The sequence below is a fragment of the Luteitalea sp. genome, from assembly GCF_022842525.1.
Lineage (GTDB): Bacteria > Acidobacteriota > Vicinamibacteria > Vicinamibacterales > Vicinamibacteraceae > Luteitalea.
In genome coordinates, this window is record NZ_JALHPM010000011.1 from 47,974 (window position 1) to 68,164 (window position 20,191).

15 protein-coding genes and 1 tRNA gene are annotated in these 20,191 nt (G+C 69.4%); 9 read left to right on the top strand and 7 right to left on the bottom strand.

Features of this window, described 5'->3' with window-relative positions; translation table 11 throughout:
* Positions 1 to 156: 156 nt before the first annotated feature.
* A complete protein-coding gene (locus Q0C41_RS04195; protein WP_367079118.1) occupies positions 157 to 2,925 on the top strand; it encodes an HAD-IC family P-type ATPase in 2,769 nt (922 codons plus the stop codon).
* A 7-nt stretch (positions 2,926 to 2,932) separates the two neighbouring features.
* Here Q0C41_RS04195 and Q0C41_RS04200 read toward each other — a convergent pair whose 3' ends face one another.
* The 5 genes from Q0C41_RS04200 to Q0C41_RS04220 all read right to left on the bottom strand — a co-directional run bounded on the left by Q0C41_RS04200 (position 2,933) and on the right by Q0C41_RS04220 (position 9,153).
* Positions 2,933 to 3,178, bottom strand: coding sequence for a hypothetical protein (locus Q0C41_RS04200; RefSeq protein WP_291981233.1), 246 nt, complete (start codon positions 3,176 to 3,178; stop codon positions 2,933 to 2,935).
* Positions 3,179 to 3,210: 32 nt separating this feature from the next.
* Complete coding sequence (locus Q0C41_RS04205; RefSeq protein ID WP_291981234.1) at positions 3,211 to 3,522, bottom strand: DUF6335 family protein; 312 nt, start codon at positions 3,520 to 3,522, stop codon at positions 3,211 to 3,213.
* Between the two features lie 549 nt (positions 3,523 to 4,071).
* Positions 4,072 to 6,000, bottom strand: a complete 1,929-nt coding sequence (locus Q0C41_RS04210) for a hypothetical protein (protein ID WP_291981235.1) — start codon at positions 5,998 to 6,000, stop codon at positions 4,072 to 4,074.
* Between the two features lie 127 nt (positions 6,001 to 6,127).
* Positions 6,128 to 7,669, bottom strand: coding sequence for an alpha/beta hydrolase (locus Q0C41_RS04215; protein ID WP_291981236.1), 1,542 nt, complete (start codon positions 7,667 to 7,669; stop codon positions 6,128 to 6,130).
* 14 nt (positions 7,670 to 7,683) lie between these two features.
* Positions 7,684 to 9,153, bottom strand: a complete 1,470-nt coding sequence (locus tag Q0C41_RS04220; RefSeq protein WP_291981237.1) for a sulfatase — start codon at positions 9,151 to 9,153, stop codon at positions 7,684 to 7,686.
* Between the two features lie 98 nt (positions 9,154 to 9,251).
* Here Q0C41_RS04220 and Q0C41_RS04225 point away from each other — a divergent pair, with 98 nt between their 5' ends.
* The 3 genes from Q0C41_RS04225 to Q0C41_RS04235 all read left to right on the top strand — a co-directional run bounded on the left by Q0C41_RS04225 (position 9,252) and on the right by Q0C41_RS04235 (position 13,332).
* Positions 9,252 to 11,669, top strand: coding sequence for a PSD1 and planctomycete cytochrome C domain-containing protein (locus Q0C41_RS04225; RefSeq protein ID WP_291981238.1), 2,418 nt, complete (start codon positions 9,252 to 9,254; stop codon positions 11,667 to 11,669).
* A 5-nt stretch (positions 11,670 to 11,674) separates the two neighbouring features.
* On the top strand, positions 11,675 to 13,141 hold the full coding sequence (locus tag Q0C41_RS04230) for a DUF1501 domain-containing protein (protein WP_291981239.1): 1,467 nt from the start codon (positions 11,675 to 11,677) through the stop codon (positions 13,139 to 13,141).
* A 113-nt stretch (positions 13,142 to 13,254) separates the two neighbouring features.
* Positions 13,255 to 13,332 (top strand) — tRNA-Arg (locus tag Q0C41_RS04235).
* 242 nt (positions 13,333 to 13,574) lie between these two features.
* On the opposite strand, the gene Q0C41_RS31350 is transcribed toward Q0C41_RS04235, so the two are convergent.
* Positions 13,575 to 13,664, bottom strand: a complete 90-nt coding sequence (locus Q0C41_RS31350) for a hypothetical protein (protein WP_367079119.1) — start codon at positions 13,662 to 13,664, stop codon at positions 13,575 to 13,577.
* 192 nt (positions 13,665 to 13,856) lie between these two features.
* Here Q0C41_RS31350 and Q0C41_RS04240 point away from each other — a divergent pair, with 192 nt between their 5' ends.
* Both Q0C41_RS04240 and Q0C41_RS04245 read left to right on the top strand, forming a co-directional pair.
* The gene (locus Q0C41_RS04240) at positions 13,857 to 14,078 is read left to right on the top strand and encodes a helix-turn-helix domain-containing protein (protein ID WP_291981240.1); all 222 of its coding nucleotides are present in this window, start codon (positions 13,857 to 13,859) and stop codon (positions 14,076 to 14,078) included.
* The gene (locus tag Q0C41_RS04245; RefSeq protein ID WP_291981241.1) at positions 14,075 to 15,391 is read left to right on the top strand and encodes a type II toxin-antitoxin system HipA family toxin; all 1,317 of its coding nucleotides are present in this window, start codon (positions 14,075 to 14,077) and stop codon (positions 15,389 to 15,391) included. Before Q0C41_RS04240 ends, Q0C41_RS04245 begins: the two co-directional genes overlap by 4 nt.
* 663 nt (positions 15,392 to 16,054) lie before the next feature.
* On the opposite strand, the gene Q0C41_RS04250 is transcribed toward Q0C41_RS04245, so the two are convergent.
* Positions 16,055 to 17,146 (bottom strand): hypothetical protein, encoded by a 1,092-nt coding sequence (locus Q0C41_RS04250; RefSeq protein ID WP_291981242.1) that lies wholly within the window; start codon positions 17,144 to 17,146, stop codon positions 16,055 to 16,057.
* 32 nt (positions 17,147 to 17,178) lie between these two features.
* Here Q0C41_RS04250 and Q0C41_RS04255 point away from each other — a divergent pair, with 32 nt between their 5' ends.
* The 3 genes from Q0C41_RS04255 to Q0C41_RS04265 all read left to right on the top strand — a co-directional run.
* The gene (locus tag Q0C41_RS04255) at positions 17,179 to 18,153 is read left to right on the top strand and encodes a hypothetical protein (RefSeq protein WP_291981243.1); all 975 of its coding nucleotides are present in this window, start codon (positions 17,179 to 17,181) and stop codon (positions 18,151 to 18,153) included.
* Positions 18,154 to 18,437: 284 nt separating this feature from the next.
* Positions 18,438 to 19,016 carry a sigma-70 family RNA polymerase sigma factor gene (locus tag Q0C41_RS04260; protein ID WP_291981244.1) on the top strand — a complete coding sequence of 193 codons (579 nt, stop codon included), beginning with the start codon at positions 18,438 to 18,440 and terminating at the stop codon, positions 19,014 to 19,016.
* On the top strand, positions 19,013 to 20,191 hold a 1,179-nt coding region (locus tag Q0C41_RS04265; RefSeq protein ID WP_291981245.1), incomplete at its 3' end, for a serine/threonine-protein kinase. The genes Q0C41_RS04260 and Q0C41_RS04265, both read left to right, overlap by 4 nt.

The following is a 20,191-nucleotide window of genomic DNA, read 5'->3' on the forward strand; positions in this document are numbered from 1 at the left end:
GGGCAAGCGCCGCCTCGGCCCCGTCGTCGGCGCCGCCCGCCGGGGCCGTGCGATCGGATTCGAACGCGCGCTGGAATAGGCGAGAATGGCCGTGTCTGGCCGATCATCCGCCCAAGCCCTGGGGCCGAGGTGGCGGCAAAGGTGCCCGTAGAGCCGATGGCCGTGACCCCCTTGGACGAACTCGACAGCATCCCCACGAACGCCCCCCGCGCCGCCGCCGACACGGCCTGGCACGCCCAGACGCCCGACGCGGTGCTCGCCGCGCTCGGCACCGTCCGGCAGGGCCTGTCCACCAGCGACGCCAAGGCCAGGCGCGAACGCTACGGCCCGAACCTGCTGGCCCAGGGCAAGGCCGACACGGCCTGGGCGCTGTTGTGGCGGCAGGTCAACAACCCGCTGATCTGGGTCCTGCTGGCCTCGGCCGCGCTGGCGATCGTGCTCGGCAAGCCCCTCGACGGATCGGTCGTCCTGGGCGTGGTCGTGCTCAACACGATCATCGGTTACATCCAGGAGTACCGCGCCGGCCAGGCCATCCAGGCCCTGAGCGCGATGGTTCCGAACAACGCCATCGTCCTCCGCGACGGCGGCAAGCACGCCCTCCCGGCCGCCGAACTGGTCCCCGGCGACGTCGTCATGCTGGCATCAGGCGACAAGGTCCCCGCCGATCTGCGGCTGCTCGAGCACAAGAGCCTGCGGATCGACGAGGCCGCCCTGACCGGCGAGTCGGTCCCGACCGAGAAGCACATCGCCGCCGTCGCGCCCGACGCGTCGCTCGGCGACCGCCTCGGCATGGCATACGGCGGCACGCTCGTCTCCTACGGCACCGCGACCGGCGTCGTCGTCGCGACGGCCCTGCAGACCGAGCTCGGACGCATCTCGTCCATGCTCGACACCGCCGACGAACTCCAGACTCCGCTAACCCGATCGATGGCCAGCGTCGGCAAGACGCTGACCGTCGCCATCCTGATCGTCGCCGCCGTCATGGCCGCGATCGGCCTCTTGCGCGGGTATCAGTTCATCGATGCCGCGCTCGCCGCGATCACCCTCGCCGTGGCCGCGATTCCCGAGGGGCTCCCGGCGATTATCACGATCGCCCTCGCGATCGGCGTCCGCCGCATGGCCCGCCGGCGGGCGGTCATCCGCAAGCTCCCGGCCGTCGAGACGCTTGGGAGCACGACGGTCATCTGCTCCGACAAGACCGGCACCCTGACCCGCAACGAGATGACCGTGCAGGCCCTGTGGACCTGCCACGGCAACATCGACGTGTCGGGCATCGGCTATGAGCCCGAGGGCACCCTCTCGCCCACGCCGACCGGCGCCGCCTCCGACGCCGTCCACGAGTTGCTGCTGGCCGGCACGCTCTGCAACGACGCCACGCTCGGTAAAGTTGGCGAGCACTGGAAGATCACCGGCGATCCCACCGAGGCGGCGCTGGTCGTCGCGGGCCACAAGCTGGGCATCTCCGAAACCGACGCCCGCCGCCGGGTCGCGCGGATCGACGCGATCCCGTTCGAGTCCGAACTGCAGTACATGGCGACGCTCCACCGCGACGACCGCGGGAGCGTGATCTACCTCAAGGGCGCTCCCGAGGTGGTCATCGGCCGCTGTGGCGTCAACCCCGATGGGTCGCCCGTCACGAAGGTCCTGGTGCTCGAGCAGGTCGACGCGATGGCGTCCCGCGGCATGCGGGTGCTGGCCGTGGCCGGGAGGCGCCCCGAGGCGTCGATGACGGCGATCCACGAGCCAGACGCCGGCGCCGGGTTCACGTTGCTCGGCCTCGTCGGCATGATCGACCCGCCGCGTGGCGAGGCGATCGAGGCCGTCAAGACCTGCCACGCCGCCGGGATCATCGTCAAGATGATCACCGGCGACCACGCCGGCACCGCCCAGGCGATTGGCACGCAGCTCGGCCTGCTCGCTGCGTCGGACAGGGCCGTCATCGGCAGCGAACTGGCGGCGATGAGCGACGAGCAGCTGCGCACCGCGGCGACGAAGGCCAACGTCTTCGCCCGCGTCGCCCCCGAGCACAAGCTTCGGCTGGTCAAGGCGCTTCAGGCCGAGGGGCACATCGTGGCGATGACCGGCGACGGGGTGAACGATGCCCCGGCCCTCAAGCAGGCCAACATCGGCGTGGCGATGGGGATCACCGGCACCGCCGTGAGCAAGGAGGCGGCCGACATCGTCCTGACCGACGACAACTTCGCCTCGATTGCCGCCGCCGTCGAGGAAGGCCGGCGGGTCTACGACAACCTGATCAAGAGCCTGGCGTTCGTGCTTCCCACCAACCTCGGGCTGGCGCTCATCCTCATCACCGCGGTCGTCTTCTTCCCGAAGATCGACGGCATGCCGATGCTGCCGATGGAGCCGGTGCAGACTCTCTGGATCAACCTGGTGGCAACGGTGGCGCTGGCGCTGCCGCTGGCGTTCGAGGCGATGGAGCCCAACGTGATGCGCCGCCCGCCCCGCAAGCCCGGAGCGCCGGTGCTCGGCCGGTTCGTCCTGACCCGCACTCTCGTCGCGGGGGTGCTGATGGCCACTGGCGGCGTCGGGCTCTTCCTTTACGAGTATCACCACGAAACCGGCCAGGGCGTCTCGCACGCGGTCGCCCTCGCCGAGGCGCAGACGATGGCGGTGACGACCGTCATCCTCTTCCAGATCTTCTACCTGCTCAACTGCCGGAGCCTCAAGGACTCGCTGCTGAAGATCGGGCTGTTCAGCAACCCGTCGGTCTACATGGGCATCGGGGCGCTGCTGCTGCTGCAGCTGGTCTTCGTCTACGCGCCGTTCATGAACGGGCTGTTCGGGTCGCACGCCCTGAACCTCGACGCGTGGACCAAGTCGGTGCTCGTCGCGGCCGTCATCCTGCCGGTGATCGGCATCGAGAAATGGCACCGCAACCGCCAACCATCGACCGACGACGCGTAGCGGCCGATCAGGCGGTCTCGCGGCGGCGTGCGAGGAGATGGGCCACCCCGGCGAGCGCGAGTCCAGTCACCGCGCCCACCAGTGTGTCGCCGAGCAGGCCCAGCGCCCAGTGAGGGTAGGCCAGATGGACCAGGTGCGTGAAGATGCCGCCGGCCACGGCCAGCATGAGCCCTCGCCCGCCTGGCAACCTACTGTAGTGCCACGAGACGACCGCATGGGTCACCGCCATGACGCCATGTCGCGGTGGACTCATGCGCAGGGCGTCGATGGCGCAACCGCATCCCTCTACTCCTCGGGCGTCGTCCGCTCGGCGTAGTCCTCCGATGAGGCCGGGTCGAGTTCCCATCGATGGGCGTCGCGCTCGGCCTCCTTCTGACCAGGGTCGAGCGGTTCGCTGTCGGCATACGTGACGCCGAGCGCCTTGCCCATCGCCTCGACGTCGTTCTGTCCAGGCGTGGCCGTGCTGCCGCCAACCGTCTCGTCACCGCCGGACTCGGCATCCTCCCAGCGAGCATCGACGTCGCCGCCCGACAGCGTCGGGTCGGTCCCGTGATGCTGTTCGAGCCGATCGGCAAGCTGTCGTATGCCAGCTGTCACGTCGGCCACAGGTGGCTCGATCTCGTCGTCTATCCCGTTTGCGTTTGCGTCGCGCTTCGCATCGTTCGCCATATGAACCCCCAGCGCTCATCATGCGCCTGTTGGCGCCAGATGCGTTGCGTAACCCGACGCTGACTCGGCGACACCACTCCTGAGTTTGTCGTCAGCGCGCAGAGTCGCCGGCGTCGATCGCGCGCGTGCGGGATAGAAGGGCCGCTCGCATCACCGTTCATGGTGGGCACGCCAAGCTCGGCGATTGCGGCATGGCTCCTGGCGGCCGACCGGCACGACGTCGTCTGGGGGGCTGGCGTACGCACCAGTCCAAGCCGCGTCATCCAGACCTACGCGTACGCCGACTTCCTGCCGCGCGAGCACACGCTCAACCTGTTCAGCGTCTTCGCGCAGGACACGGTCTCCCTCGTGCCGCGGCGACTCGCGGTCACCGGTGGCGTCAAGCTGGAACACAACAGCTACACGGGCATGGAGGTGCATCGGCGTGCGCCTGCCGCGGGGAGTCGAGGTGTCGCTCGTCGGGCAGAACCTGCTCGCTCATCGCCCCGGCGCAACGACCGGGCGAGGGGCCACGAGGGCCTCGATCTGCGGCAGGTCGAACTCGGCCAGCAGCCCGAACGCGAACATCTCCGGCATCTGCTGGGCGCTGATGTTGCGGTCGAGCACCTCGCGCAGCGTCTTCCAGCTGTCGTGCAGCTGCACGCCGCTGATCGCCTCCGGCTCGAGCGCGGCGGCGACCAGCGCGATCAGGCTCGTGCGAGGGCCGCGTGCGACCACCTGCACGGGCGCGCCGTGGCGGGACTTCAGCCAGCGTGCGGTGGCCGCGACCTGTCCGGCCTCGAGGCCGAGCGGACGTTCGCCGAGGGCCGCGACCAGCAGGCCGAAGAGGAAGTCCTGCTTGCCGAGGGCGGACTCGCCGAAGTACCACGGGTCGACCGCCGCCACCCGATGTCCCTCGCCCAGCCATCGTCGGGCATCGTCGCCGGCTCTGGCGCGCCCGGCGTCGTTGAGGAGGAGGGTCGTGGCCTTGGCGGCGCCCGTCGTCGGGGCGAGCTCGGTGACCGGCACGGTCCAGCGATCGAGGTGGAGCTTCCAGAAGATCGCGCCGGACGCGGAGCCGGCGTCGACGGCGCGGGCCGTGAACGTCGGCGCCTTGACGAGGGCCTGCAGGCGGGCGCGGGTCGGCGCGGCCGGGGCCGGCAGCGACGCGAGGATGCCGCGCGCGAGGGTCGGGAAGTCCGCGTTGTCGGCCGGGACGGGAATCGTCAGCGTGGCCAGGTCGCGGAGGTCCTTCGTCACGTCGATCTCGCGCGGGTCGAAGCCGGGCCGGTTGTCGAGCAGGTGCTCGTGCACGAAGCGGTAGAAGGCCTCGCGGTTGTCCTGTTCGTAGTTGTGGCCGTTGTCGTAGTTGACGTGGTAGCCGAGTTTCGCGCTCGCGCCGAGCAGGTCGAACACCGGACGCGCCTGCTGCACCAGGTTGCCAACGGCGTAGTCGCCGCGATAGCAGCACGTGTCCTTCGCGTTGTAGGTCAGCTGCAGCGCGCGCGGCGCCATCAGCGCGTTGAGGTGCGTGTAGTCGGCGATCGAGGCCAGGTCGGACGGCGTCTGTTCCGAGTCGCCGAGGTCCTTCTCGGGCCACTGCGTGCGGGTGACGAAGCTCGAGAAGCCCGCGACCGGATTGGCCAGCGTCACGCGCGTGTCGAGCGCGCTGAGGATGATCGTCTGCCAGCCCCCGCCGGAGAGTCCCGTCACCGCGACTTTGCTGGCATCGGCATCGGGGAGCGCCAGACCGATGTCCAGCGTGCGGCGCAGCGACTCGTAGAACACCGCGAGCCCCGGTGTGCCCACGAGGTCGAGCATGTTCATCTTGTAGTGCTGCAGGCCCGTCGTGGCCAGCTGCGTCTGGCCAATCCACTCGACGTTGATGGCGTAGAGGCCCTTCTTCGCGAGGTTGATGGCACGCGCCTGATGGTACGCGTTGGCCATCCCCGTCCCCTCGTGCCCATTGAAGTTCAGCACCACGGGAATCTTCTGGGACGCCCCCGCCGGGTAGGGACCGCTCTCCGAGCGGTCCGTCCGCGTCAGGACCGGCTCGTACACGAGCGCCGGCACGTGCAGCCCGGGCACGGCCTCGAAGCGGATCTTGCGCACACGATAGCCGTCGGCCTCGATCACGCCGAACTCCTCGACCTTCACCGTCTGCGTGCGCCAGTCCCGGGCCGTGCCGCGGTACACGACCTCGTCGAGCAGGCGCTGCCGCAGCGTGCGGGCCTGCGCTTCCCACGCGCCCCGCGTCGCGGGGACCTGCAGCACCGGCACCTGGGTCGCGGTCCACACCTGCGTGTCGATCTTCGTCTGGTCGGGCGCGAGAATCGGCCGCGACAGCGCCTCGTCCACTCCGGGCGGCTGGGCCGCGAGCGGGAGGGTCGACAGGACGAGCAGGAGGGGGATCAGCGGGAGCCTCATATGGAGGCCCACTGTAATTCGAAACTGGAAATTCGAAACGCTCGGCGGCTCGGCCTGCTGGCCGTCGCCGCGCGTGGCCGAAGGCCCGCGCGCGTGAATTTCAAATGTCACATGTCAAATTGCCACGTCAACGCGCCGTATCCGTCGCCGCCAGCCGCTCCACCTGCTGCGTGAGCCCGGTCCCGAACGGTGTCGCACGGACGCGGCCGAGCGCGCCGAGCGGCAGCACGATCGCGCCCTCCTCGCCGCGGACCGTCCACGCGCCGATGGACGGCACGCCGTTGGCGCCGCTGCCGGGCTCGTAGCCGTACATCGGGTCGTTGGGCGGGAACGGCACCGAGACGTGGCCGACCGACACGAGTTGCGGGGGCCACCGGAGTCCGGGTGTCGTCACCGACGGCGAGGCGGCGCCTGGGGTGTACTCGCGGACCTCGACCTCGTCGGTGTCTCGTGCGCGGTTGGTCACCAGGACCAGCGCGTGCTGGCGGGTGCCGGTCGCGAAGCCGCCAGTCACCTGTGTCACGAGCGCGCCGGAGGCGGGACGACGGACCAGGTCGTAGCGCGCGTGGCGGTTGACGTCGAACAGGACGAGCCGGTGCTGCGGCCCGCGCAGGCGTCCGAATACCGTGACCGCAACGCCATGCGGGCCCGTCGTCGAATCCACCGCGGACTGGAAGCCGACGATCGACGGCAGCTGCGACAGGCGGCCGGCCTGTTCGGCCTCGAGCAACTGGCGCTGCAGCCGTCTCGTGGCGTGGTAGACCTGCCGCGAGGCGTTGATGGGGAACGACACGAACTTGTAGGGGTCGTACTCGGGGCCGATCGACTGCCAGTTCACCTTCTCGAAGGCGTCGAAGGGCAGGCGGGCGAAGAGGTCGAGGATCGGCGTCAGCGCCGCGGCGGGCGTCAGTTCGACGGCGGCCGACACCAGCAGCACGCGGGTCGGCGTGCGCAGCGTCGGGTCGGCGCCCGGGGTGATCCGGTCGAGGGCATACGACAGCGCGAGCGAACCGCCGGTGGAGTAGCCCGCGATGTAGAACGGCAGGTCCGTCGGCAGGCGCGCGCTGATGTCGCGCGCGGCGACGTGGACGGCCGCGACCCAGTCGTCGTAGTGCATCCCCATCATCCCGGACGGCAGCGTGCCGTGGCCGGGGAGTCGGAGGATCGTGACCTCGAAGCCCTGGGCGAGGAGCACGTCGCCGAGGTTCTGCATCGAGTAGGGTCCGTCGGACAGCCCGTGGATCAGCAGGGCGGCGCCCGTGACCTGCGGCGGCGTGCGGCGTGTGCTGCGGTTGTACGGCTGCCCGGGGGCCAGGCGCAGCGCCGGACCGGTGGGATCGTAGCGGCTGCCGACGTAGTAGTGCGCGTCGGTCGGCATGGCGCTGATCGCCTGGCGTTCCTCGTCGAACAACGCCGCTTCGATGGCCTGGTAGCCCGCAAAGTCGAGCCCCTGCGCATCGCCGGCCGTGAACTCGCCGCGCAGGCGCACCGTGTGCCACGGGTCGACGTTGGGCAGCATCAGCACCGCGTAGGCCGCGAAGCCGGCCGACACTGCGACCACCACGAGCGCCGCCAGCACCGCGGCGCGCACGACCCAGCGCCACGTGAAGCGGGAGAGTCCGAACAGCAGGCGCGTGGCGACGTGGGGCTGCGGGGACGGTGGGGGCATCGGCTGTCGCAAGACTACTCCGGCGGGGTCCCACGGCCCACTGGCGCGGCCGCGCCGCGGCCGGTGAGTTGACTGGCCGCCGGCGCGACGTCCGTCCGCTGTGTCTCGGCCAGCCCGGTGAGGGCGCGCACGATCTCGGGTCGTGTCGTGACGAGATCGAACTGCTCGGACGGATCCTCGTCCAGGTTGTAGAGCGCCGACTGCGGCTCGGTCGCGCTCGAGCCTGGAATACGCAGGTGCAGCTTGTAGGCGCCGCGCCGCACCGCGACGAGCGGCGCCGGGTCGCCCGCGCCAGACGCGTAGTAGAACACCGTGGTACGGGGGCTTGGCGCGCCACTCCTGAGCGTGTTCGAGAGGTCGACGCCGTCGAGCGGGCGATCCATCGGCGCCTGCGCACCGGCGATGCTGGCGAGCGTTGGCAGCAGGTCCAGTTGTGACCCCACACCGGTCACCACGGCTGGCTGAATCGTCCCCGGCCACCAGAAGATCGCCGGCACCCGCACCCCGCCTTCCCACGTGCTGGCCTTCGCGCCACGCAGCAGACCTGCCGATCCGCCTTGTTCGAGGTACGGCGCCCACGGCCCATTGTCGGTCGTGAAGACGACGAGTGTGTTGCGATCGAGCTGCAGGTCGCGCAGGGCCTCGACCAGTCGACCGACGTTGGCATCGAGTTCCTCGATGACGTCGCCGTAGATGCCCCGTGGACTGCGTCCCTCGAAGGCCTTCGATCTGAACAACGGCATGTGCGGCATGTTGTGCGCGAGGTACAGGAAGAAGGGCCGGTGCCGATTCGCCGTCACGAAGCGGATCGCCTCGCTGGTGTACCGCTCGGTGAGCGTGGTCTGGTCAGCGGGCCGCTCGATGATGCGGTCGTCGCGCATCAGCGGGACGTTGAAGTAGCCGCGCTTGGGCTCCATGTACTGCGCGAAGCGCCGGCCGCGCCCACCGTACGCGTCGGCGGGAATCGTCGGGTCGACCACGCCGTCCATGTCGTTCGAATACGGGATGCCGAAATACGAGTCGAAGCCCTGGCCCATGGGCATCCGATCGGCACTCAGTCCAAGGTGCCACTTGCCGATGGCGGTCGTCGCATATCCTCGCGTCTTCAGGACTTCGGCGATGGTGATCTCGCTCGATGCGAGGCCGCCCGGCGAGTCGGGGAACAGCACACCCGCCGCGAGCCCGGTTCGAACGGCCAGCCGTCCGGTCAGGAGCTGCGCCCGGCTCGGCGTGCAGACCGGCGCGGCGTAGAAACTGGTCCAGCGCTGGCCTTCGGCGGCCAGGCGGTCGATGGCCGGCGTGCGAATCGTGGGATGTCCGTAGCTGCCGAGGTCGCCGTAGCCCTGATCGTCGGTGAAGATCACCACGATGTTCGGTGGCCGGCCCGCCGGTTGGGTCTGGGCGCGGACGGCTTGCCTGACGCCTGCCCCTGACGTGAGGGCGGCGACCAGGAGAACAGGGCCGACTAGGACAGGGAGTCGCATGGCAGGTCCTCGCGCCTTCGGGTAGTGGTGAGCGTGGAGCACCGGGAGTGTAAGGGACTTTCGTCTCCCTCGGCCACCAGCTATCCTCTCCCATGCTTGTGCGGTGGTTCGCTGTCCCCCTGCTCCTTGCCGGCACGGCCTCCCTTGCCTCGGCGCAGGTGGATTACGTCCGCGACGTGAAGCCGATCCTCGCGAAACACTGCTACCGCTGCCACGGCGCCTCGCAGCAGAAGGGCGGCCTGCGCGCCGACACCGTGGCCTTCATGAAGGAGGGCGGCGATACGGGCGCCTCCCTCACCCCCGGCGACTCGAAGGCGAGCATCCTCGTGCAGGTCCTCCTCGGCACGCACGAGGACATCTCGCAGATGCCCTACAAGAAGCCGGCGCTCGCTGACGCCGACATCGCGGCGATCCGCGCCTGGATCGACGCCGGCGCTGCCGCGCCCGTGAACGAGGTGCCGGACAAGGCCGTGCACTGGTCCTTCGTCGCGCCGGTGCGCCCAGACGAGCCCGTCGTCGCCAGACGCGACTGGTCGCGCACCGTCGTCGATCGCTTCATCCTCGCCCGTCTCGAGCAGGAGAAGATCGCGCCCGCACCCGAGGCGGATCGCGCGGCGCTCCTGCGCCGCGTCAGCCTCGATCTCACCGGCCTCCCGCCGACGCCCGCCGAATTGGCCGCCTTCCTCGCCGATCGCGCCCCCGATGCCTACGAGCGCGCCGTCGATCGCCTGCTCGCCTCGCCGCACTACGGCGAGCGCTGGGCACGCCTCTGGCTCGATGTCGCACGCTACGCCGATTCCAACGGCTACTCCATCGACGCGCCGCGGCAGATGTGGAAGTACCGCGACTGGGTCGTCGCCGCCCTCAACCGCGACCAGCCCTACGATCAGTTCGTCGTCGAGCAGCTCGCCGGGGATCTGCTGCCCGCCGCCACGCGCGACCAGCGGGTGGCCACCGGGTTCAACCGCAACACCCAGATCAACCAGGAGGGCGGCATCGATCCCGAGCAGTTCCGGGTCGAGTCCGTCATGGATCGCGTGAGCACGTTCGGCAGCGCCTTCCTCGGCCTCACGGTCGGCTGCGCGCAGTGCCACGACCACAAGTTCGACCCGATTCCCCAGCGCGACTACTACCAGCTCTACGCGTTCTTCAACAGCACGGTGGACGATGGCCACGGCAAGGCCACGCCCGGCGGCACGCTCGAGTTTCCCGGGGAGGTACAGGCACCCGAGTCCCTCCGGCACGAGCTCGACGAGGCGCGCGGCGATCTCGATCGCTACCTCAACACCTACGGGCCCGCCGCCGTCGCGTGGGCTGCAGCGCTCGATGGGCCCGCGCGGCTGAAGCTCGGCGCCACCGCGCGCGACGCCGTCGGTCGCCCGTTCGACCAGCTGACGTTCGCGGAGAAGCGTGCGCTCTACGCCGCGTTCCCCGGGGCCACGCCCGAGTTCCGCACGAACAACGTCGCGCTCGCGCGCCTCGAGCGCCGCGAGCCCAAGCCCATCACCACGCTCGTCATGTCCGAGCTGCCGCAGCCGCGCGAGAGCGTGATCTTCATCAAGGGCGACTTCACGCGCCGCGGCGAGCGCGTCGCGCCCGGCACGCCGGGCATTCTGCCGCCGCTCACGCCGCCGCCGGATCGCGCGCCCACCCGCCTCGATCTGGCGCGCTGGCTCTTCCAGCCGTCGCACCCGCTCACCGCGCGCGTGATGGTGAACCGCGTGTGGCAGCAGTACTTCGGCCGCGGCCTGGTCGAGACGGAGAACGACTTCGGCACGCAGGGCCTGCCACCGAGCCACCCCGAGCTGCTCGACTGGCTCGCCGTCGAATTCGTCGACCAGAAGTGGAGCCTCAAGGCGCTGCACCGCCTCATCGTCACCTCCAGCACCTACCGCCAGTCCTCCAACGCCCGACCCGATCTCGAGATCATCGATCCACTCAACAAGCTTCTCGCCCGCCAGTCGCGCCTGCGCCTCGACGCCGAGATCGTGCGCGACGTGGCGCTGAGCGCGAGCGGGCTCCTGGCGCCGCAGATCGGCGGCCCACCGGTCTTCCCGCCGCAGCCCGACGGCGTGATGACGCTCGGCCAGGTGAAGCGCGACTGGACCGCGAGCACCGGCGACGACCGCCATCGCCGCGGGCTCTACACACATGCCTGGCGCGCGACGCCGCACCCCGCGCTCGCGGTCTTCGACGCCGCCGATGGCTTCAGCGCCTGCACGCGCCGTCTGCGGTCCAACACCCCGCTGCAGGCCCTCACGCTCCTCAACGACCAGCAGTTCTTCGAGTTCGCGGGCGCTCTCGCCGCGCGCATCGAGCGCGAGGGCGGCGCCGACGAGGCCAGCCGCATCGACTACGCGTTCCGGCTCGCCGTGTCCCGTTCGCCCACGCCCGACGAGTCGCGCCGACTCAGCGACCTGCTCGCGCAGATCCAGCCCTCCGCGTCCGCACGCGAGGCCTGGACCACCGTCGCCCGCGTGTTGCTGAACCTCGACGAGACGATCACGCGCAACTGACGCCCATGCCGACACGTCCTCCCCTCGATCCCGCAGCGCACCTCGGCGAGCAGACCCGCCGGCACTTCTTCAGCCACTGTGCGATGGGCCTCGGCGGCATCGCGCTGGCCTCGATGCTCGGCGAGCGCCGGCTCCACGCGGCCCAGGGGCCTGCCGGCCTGCCCGATCCGATGGCGCCCAAACCCGGCCACCACGCGCCGCGCGCCAGGAACATCATTTTCCTGTTCATGGCCGGCGCGCCCAGCCAGCTCGAGCTCTTCGACTACAAGCCCAAGCTGATCGCGCTCAACGGGCAGCAGGTGCCGCCCTCGCTCATCGAGGGCAAGCGCTTCGCGTTCATGGACTCGAGCCACGGCACGACGCTCCTCGGCACGCGCCGCGCCTTCAGGCCGCACGGCCAGAGCGGCGCGTGGGTGTCGGAGCTGTTTCCCTACACGGCGAAGATCGTCGACGACGTCACGTTCGTGCACTCGTGCGCGGCGGATCTGTTCAACCACGCCCCGGCGAAACTCTTCATGAACACCGGCTCCGGCCAGTTCGGCCGGCCGAGCATGGGCGCGTGGCTCACCTATGGGCTCGGCAGCGAGTCTCGCGACCTGCCGGGCTTCGTCGTGCTCCAGTCAGGCCCACGCGGACCGCGCGGTGGTGCGGTGAACTGGGGCAGCGGCTTCCTGCCGACAACCTACCAGGGCGTCCCGCTGCGCGGCAGCGGCGACCCGATTCTCAACCTGGCCAACCCCGAGGGCGTCACCGCCGAGCGCCAGCGCCAGACGATCGACGCCATCCGCGATCTCAACCTCAGTCACGCCGTCGCGACCGGCGACGCCGAGATCCACACGCGCATCGCCGCCTACGAGATGGCCTCGCGCATGCAGGCCAGCGCTCCCGAGCTCATCGATCTCCAGGGCGAGAGTGAGGCCACGAAGAAGCTCTATGGCATCGAGGGCGACGCGCCCTCGTTCGCGCGCAACTGCCTGCTCGCGCGCCGGCTCGTCGAGCGCGGCTCGCGTTTCGTGCAGCTCTATCACACCAACTGGGACAGCCACGGCGGCCCCGGCGAGAACCTGCAGGGCGACTTCGAGAAGGTCTGCCGCGAGGTCGACCAGGCGCAGGCCGCGCTCGTGCTGGACCTCAAGTCCCGCGGCCTGCTGAAGGATACGCTCGTGATCTGGGGCGGCGAATTCGGCCGGACGCCGATGGGCGAGAACCGCGACACCATGGGCCGCAACCATCACATCGATGCGTTCACGATGTGGTTTGCCGGCGGCGGCGTGAAGGCCGGCGCGCGCATCGGCGAGACCGACGAGCTCGGCTTCAGCCCGATCGAGGATCGCGCGCACGTCCACGACATCCACGCGACGATCCTCCATCTCCTCGGCCTCGACCACAAGAAACTCACGTTCCGTTTCCAGGGTCGCGACTTCCGCCTCACCGACGTGCATGGCCACGTGATCGAGAAGCTGCTGGCGTAAGGTGCCGCGCCCAGGCTGCGCTCGGTGCGGACACGGGGCGTCTCCGGGTGGTACACTGTCCGGCGGTCGTGACGTGCCGGGGCCACCCGGTGTGCCGTCGTCGCACCCCTAGCGCGCCCGTAGCTCAGCTGGATTAGAGCGTTGGTCTCCGAAGCCAAAGGTCGCTGGTTCGAATCCAGCCGGGCGCACCAAGTCATTTATAATCAATAACTTGCAAGGCAGGGTTGGCGGCTGCGACCGTTGGCTGCCTTATCCACGCGGTTGCGGCGGTTCGGCGGCGGCCCGACGCGTGGCAAGGCACCTCAAAGTCACGCTCAATCAAGCTGTTGGCACGTGCCTGGCACGTCATGGCGCCATCGATGTCCTGCTGCACCAGAGCAGCGTCCCGGTGTTGATTGACAAATTACCGACAATCCGTGACGGCTCGCCCCGTTCATCGACATCGGTGAACAAGCGCGCGAAGCACGACGTCGAGCACCGTGTCCAGATCCTTCGCAACGTCCTCCGCCAGGAAGCGCAGCACGAGGTAGCCCTGCTCCTGCAGCAGTCGACACTGAGTTGACCTCAAGACGTTCTCTATTCTGCGGGTCGGTAGCGGATTCCCGCTCGGGACAACGACCGCGTATCGTCCTGCCTTGATGGGTACTATTCCCGATCGGGAATATTGAGGGCGCAGCGGTGCTCGAGTGTGCTATGTTCCCGATCGGGAACGTCCATGTCGCCTATTGAACTCGGCACCCTCATCCGCACGACCCGGCTCACGCAGGGGTTGCGACAGGCGCAACTAGCCGCCGTCGCTGGGGTCGGCCTGCGCTTTCTTGTCGAACTCGAGGCCGGCAAGCCGACCGCGCAGATCGGCAAGACCCTGGCGGTCCTGGCGGCGCTTGGGTGCCGTGTCGAGGTGCGACCACCACGTCAGGGGCCGAGTGACACGTGAAGCACTCGCTTCGGGTCTGGTGGGACGGGCGGGCAGTCGGCACGCTGCGCACGAACGAGCACGGAGAGATGCAGTTCGTCTACGAGCCCACGTGGCTCGCGGATGCTGCCGCGCCGCCGCTGTCTCTCTCGCTGCCCAAGCGCGAGGCGCCATTCAAGCGGCGCGAGTGTCGCCCGTTCTTTGCGGGCTTGCTGCCCGAGGACGTCCAGCGCGATCGCGTCGCCCGGGCCTTGGGCGTGTCGCGCGGCAATGACTTCGCGCTGCTCGACGCGCTGGGGGGAGACGTCGCCGGCGCACTGACGCTGCTGCCCGAGGGGGTGACCCCGCCACACTCCGACAGCGACGTCACCACTCGGCCGCTCGAGGAGGAGGCCTTGCGAGACATCCTCGACCGTCTGCAGAGCCGGCCGCTGCTGGCCGGGCAGGACGGCCTCCGCCTGTCACTCGCCGGCGCGCAGTCGAAGCTGCCCGTCGTGCTGGTCGATGACCGCGTGGCGCTGCCGGTGCCTGGGCAACCGACGACGCACATCCTCAAGCCGCCGATTGCGCGATTCTCCGGAACCACCGAGAACGAAGCGCTCGTGATGCAACTCGCTGCCCGCTGTGGACTCGCGGTGGCGCACGTCGAGCCCCGTGCCGTGGAGCGCCGTCCGTACCTGCTCATCGAGCGCTACGACCGGCGCCTGACCGAGGGCGGTCGCGTGCGCCGCCTGCACCAGGAGGACATCTGCCAGGCGCTGGGCATCGTGCCCGAGCACAAGTACGCGGCCGAGGGCGGCCCCACGCTGCCCGACACGTTTGCGCTCGTGCGGCGGGTGACCCTGCGGCCGGCGCTGGCCGTCCTGGCGCTGCTCGACGTCGCCATCTTCAACGTCATCGTCGGCAACGCCGATGCGCACGGGAAGAACTTCAGCCTGCTGCTGGGGAGCATTGTCACGCTCGCACCGTTCTACGATTTGTTGTGCACCTCGGCGTACCCCGAGCTCTCGCCGCGATTCGCGATGAAGGTCGGTGGCGCCTCCACGCTCGAAGAGATCGGCGGCTCGACGTGGGGCAAGTTCGCGAGCGACATCGGGATGGGTGCGCCGTATGTTCGTGGGCGCGTCGGGGAACTCGTCGGATTGGTGCTCGGAGCACTCGAGGAAGTGGGCGACAGCCTCGCTGAGCGTGGTGTTCTCGACCATCAGGAACTCACGCGTATCGCCACGCTCATCCGCTCACGGGCGGAGCGCGTCGCCGCGACCGCTGATGCCACGCCGGCCCCACGCCGAGGGCGGCGCCCGCTCCGCCGGCCCCTGCCGTCGCCTGAGTAACCTGCGCGGCACTTGGAGCGCGCGCGCGACTGGGCTCTCGAGAGGTCAAGGCATGTGAGGTCGTTCCTCGTCTTCGAGAAGAACCGCAGAACAAGATCCGAATCCCTGACGAGGCAAACGACCTGCGGCGCGCGCGCATGAGCCGGTTCGAGCTCACTCAGGCGGCGACTGGCCGCATTGAAGTCGTGTGGCCATGAACGCCATCCCTTGGACCTGTCCATGTTTTCGGCCGGAGCCGCCCGCGTGAGTTTCTCGCTGCGGCGGCAGTTCTTCCTGCAACGGGTCGCAGTTGAGCCGCGGCGGAACGAACGGCACAAGAGAAAGGGGATGCGGCGGCTCGAGGCCGTCGCGGGTTGTGACCAGTTGACGCAACTCCTTGAAAACACACGGCAGGCGGTCTCAGACGGTCTCCTGCATTGCCGTTCCAGGGTCCTCCGAGGCCAAAGGTCGCTGGTTCGAATCCAGCCGGGCGCACCACGTCGCCGAGGGCGACATGGTCGCGCCTCGGCGGGCTTCAGCCGCGCGGCTCCGCCTCCGGCTCGCCTCGCGGTCGAATCCAGCCGGGCGCACCACTTTAGAATCAAGGATTTATCCCGTGAGCCGGGCCTGCGTCTGCGTATGGTCCCGGCGGCCACGGCCACAGCGATATGCGTGCCGCCGTCGTCACTGCAGCGCGACGAGAATCGGGATCATGCCCTTGCCGCTGGCGATCGGCTGCAGCGCCTTGCCGATGATCGAGCCCAGCGCACGTCCGTGGTCCCCGACCTTCATGGCGTGGCCGGGCGTCGCTGACGTCGTGAGCAGGTCACCGATCTCGATCGCCCCGGCATCAGCGTCGACCTTGCAGTGCACCTTGCCGACGAGCGCGATCGGCAGGCGCTCGCCTGGCTCCGAGCGACGGTCGAGCACGATCGCCGGACGATACCGTCCCGCACCAGAGACCACACCCGCCACACGTCGGTCGTAGGCCTGCTGACTGGGGGCGAGTGACTCGTCGTCGGCGATGACCATGACGGTTCCCGGTGCGGCGAGCGGCTCCGAGGTGTCGAACTCCTCGGCGCAGTCGGCGTTGCGCAGGACAATGTCGCCCGCGTCGCCGTTGATGTGGACCGTCGCCTTGGTGTGGTCGCGCGTCTCGGTCTCGCCCTGAGCGAACACACAGATGTCTCCGCCAGCGCCGTTGCCGCCGATCCACATCCGCGCGCCCTGCGCCTCGAGGACGACGCGCTCCTTGCCGGTGGCCGACCTGAACACCGCCGACCCGCCTGTGTTCGCGGCGCCTCCCGCGAGATGGATCGTCGCCGCCTGTGTCGAGACCGGATCGTCCCCGGCCGCGAACAGGAGCGCGTCACCGTCCGTGCCTTTCCCTCCAAGCCAGAGACTGCCGCTATCGCCATCGATCCTGACGTGGACGCGACCCTCGTCGTCGGTCATCTGCATCAGCGCAGGCTTGCCCTGCAGGCGAAGGGGGGCGCGCGAGTTGTCTGTCGCGGGATTGGGGTGCGCCTGCAGCACTACGGCGCGCTGCCTGCCGCTGTTCAAGCTGAGTGTCGCCGGCAGGGTGCCGCCGGCATCCTGAATCTCCGCGGCCAGCGTCGCCGCGCCAGACCCGGTGATGCGCACGGCGCCGTCCTTGATGGTGATGACGCCGGCCTTGGGTCCTCGTCCCTGACCGAAGTCGATGAGCGTCTCGACCTCAAGGACGACGTACTCCGTGGCTTCGCCAGGAAGCTTGACAACCAGTCTCTCGGCCATGCGAGAGGATACTATGGGCGAGGTTCCCTGCCATGACGCTCAAAGACGCCCGTTTCGCGCTCACCGATGACGGCCCCGAATGGAGCGTGCGCCAGTCACTGGCCAACGTCTGGCCCAGATTGATCGGCAATGAGGGGAGGATCTCGACACGCGCGGTCACGCAGCGGTTCGCCGGACCCGGGCGTGAGTTGCGGAAACTGGCGTCCGGCGGTGCCGTGCGGTGGGCACACATGTCGCGAGCCACGGTCGTGCGCAACGCACGGAAGCGGTTGCGCAACCCCTCGACCTTCAAGCAGGACAGCACCGATCTCTGTGGTCCGTTCGCGCTGCTGTTCGAGTTCGCACGCCGCGAGCCGACGCGCTACGTGAAGGCTCTGGCCGAGTTGCTGGACCACGGCACGTTCTCGACCATCGGCGGTCATACGTTCGTGGCCGAGGACGATCTCCGAGCACTCCCGGCGGTGGCCATCCCGCAGGCCGACTGGCTGCTGGCTGCAACCATCCGGGACGAGGAGAACCTTATCCAGGACGTGGAGGATGGCGAGGGCTGGGAAGGATTCACGTGGCCGACCGAGATCGTCGCGTGGATCGAACAGCTTCTCGGGCTGCGCGGCACGCTGCACAACGTCTATCACACCGGGGAGATGGAGGCGATGAGGGCGGCGCAGCGAGCCATCGACGCCGGTGGTGTCGCCATCGTGCTGATCGATTCCGACATGATCCATGACGGCGGCACGACGCATCGCGAATCGCCCGTCTGGTGGCAGCGCCGGAACCTGCCGGCGGCAGCGGGTTCGGGATGGGGCGCGCGCAAGCACGCGCAGGATGACAACGATGCGATCCCCGGTCACTACATCGTGCTGCTTGGCGGGGTCAGAGGCACCGACGAAGACGAAAGTCTGGACTTCTCGATGCGGGCATGGTCCTTCGGCTTCGAATACGAGGTCACCGGCAGCGCCGAAGGGGCGGCCGAGTATATCTACTGGGTCTTGACCGGCGAGCCGTGAAGCGCGGATCTGCGCGCCTTGGTCGTTGTCGCCGAGGGCTCATTCCTTTGACAAATTGCCGACAATCCGAGGCGGCTCGGGTCTGTCTCGGGTGGCTATGCGACCGTCTGCATGACCTTGCGCGCTACTCGAGCAGCGCCGCCGCCTTGCCAAACCGGGCGCGCAGCCCCTCGGCCACTTTCCGCAGTTGCACGAGCTGAAGCCCGCACCTCGGCTCGAACCGTGAGGCGCGCTCGAATCGCGGGCCTGTCGCCTGGCTAGTAGAATGGTGTTCCTCGCTCCCGATGTCTCCCGAGCCCCCTGACCTCACCCGCCTGCTGCGAGACTGGACCAGTGGCCAACCTGAGGCGCTCACGAGCCTGATCGAGGTCGTCTACCCGGAATTGCGGCGCATCGCCGCACAGCATCTCAGCCGCGAACGCCAGGGCCACACACTCCAGCCCACCGCCCTGGTGAACGAGGCGTACCTCCGGCTGGCCCAACAGGGCCCCGGCAAGCAGTGGACCGACCGCACCCACTTCTTCGCCGTGACCGCCCGCATCGTCAGGGCGGTGCTTGTCGACCATGCCCGCGCGAGACTGGCGGCCAAGCGAGGTGCGGGTGCCATCGAGGTCGAACTGTCAGAGGCCGACGGCCGGGTGCCGGCGCCACCCGTGGATCTGCTCGACCTCGATGCGGCCCTCGAGGCCCTCGAGCAGCTCGACGCCCAGCAGAGCCGCATCGTCGAGCTCCGCCATTTCGCGGGGCTCTCCATCGAGGAGACGGCTGGCGTCCTCGACATCTCGCCGGCCACGGTGAAGCGCGACTGGCTCGTCGCCAAGACCTGGATTCGCCGCCACATGAATGGCGAGATCCCCGCGTGAGCGCCGACTGGACCCTCGTGACGCGCCTGTTCGACGAGGCCTGCGCGCGGTCGGCAAACGAGCGCGTGCCGTGGCTGCGGGCCGCGTGCGGGGACGAGGCCGTCCGCCGCGAGGTGCTCGCCTTGCTGAGGACGTACGACGAGGACCCGGCGTTTCTCGAAACACCAGCGGACATCACGGCGGCCGTCGAGCAGTGCGAGCAGGACGCGTACCGGGCGGCCGAGGGCCGCCGGATCGGCCCGTACCGCGTCGTCCGCGAGATCGGGCGCGGCGGCATGGGCGTGGTGTACGAGGCCCGGCGCGAGGGCGAGGATTTCGGCCAGCGGGTGGCCATCAAGGTACTGACGTCCGCCTGGGCGGCCCCGACCCTCGCCGACCGCTTCCGCTTCGAGCGCCGGGTGCTCGCCGGGCTGGATCACCCCGGCATCGCCCGCTTCATCGACGGCGGCACCACTGACGAGGGCGTGCCGTACTTCGTGCTCGAGTACGTCGAGGGCCAGCCCATCGACACGTGGTGCACCGGGCAGGCGTTGGACGTGGGTGCGCGCGTCGCTCTCGTGCTCGCCGTGTGCGAGGCCGTCGCCCACGCGCACCAGCAGCTCGTCGTCCACCGTGACCTGAAGCCTGCCAACATCCTGGTCGCCGCCGACGGACGACCGAAGCTGCTGGATTTCGGGATCGCCACGCTCGTCTCGCCCGACGAGGGCGCGAGCGCGGGCCTCACGAGAACCGGGCACCTGAGCTTCACGCCCGAGTACGCGAGCCCCGAACAGGTGCGCGGTGAACGCGTTACGACGGCCACCGACGTGTACTCGCTCGGCGTGCTGCTCTACGTGCTGCTGACGCGCCAGCCTCCGTACGAGTTGGCCAGGCACGCCCCACTCGAGGCCATGCGCGCGATCTGTGAGGTGGATCCGCCGCCGCCGAGCCGCGTGGCGTCACCGCCCGTCGCCAGTGTGCTGCGCGGCGAGCTCGACAGCGTCGTGCTGAAGGCGCTGCGCAAGGATCCGCGCGATCGCTATCCGACCGTGGCCGCGCTGGCCGGCGACCTGGAGGCGTGGCGCGACGGCCGACCGGTGTCGGCCGTCGCCCCGACGCGGGCCTACCACGCGCGCAAGTTCGTCAGGCGGCATCGGGCGCCGTTGATCGCCGGAGCGGCCGTGCTGTTGGCGCTG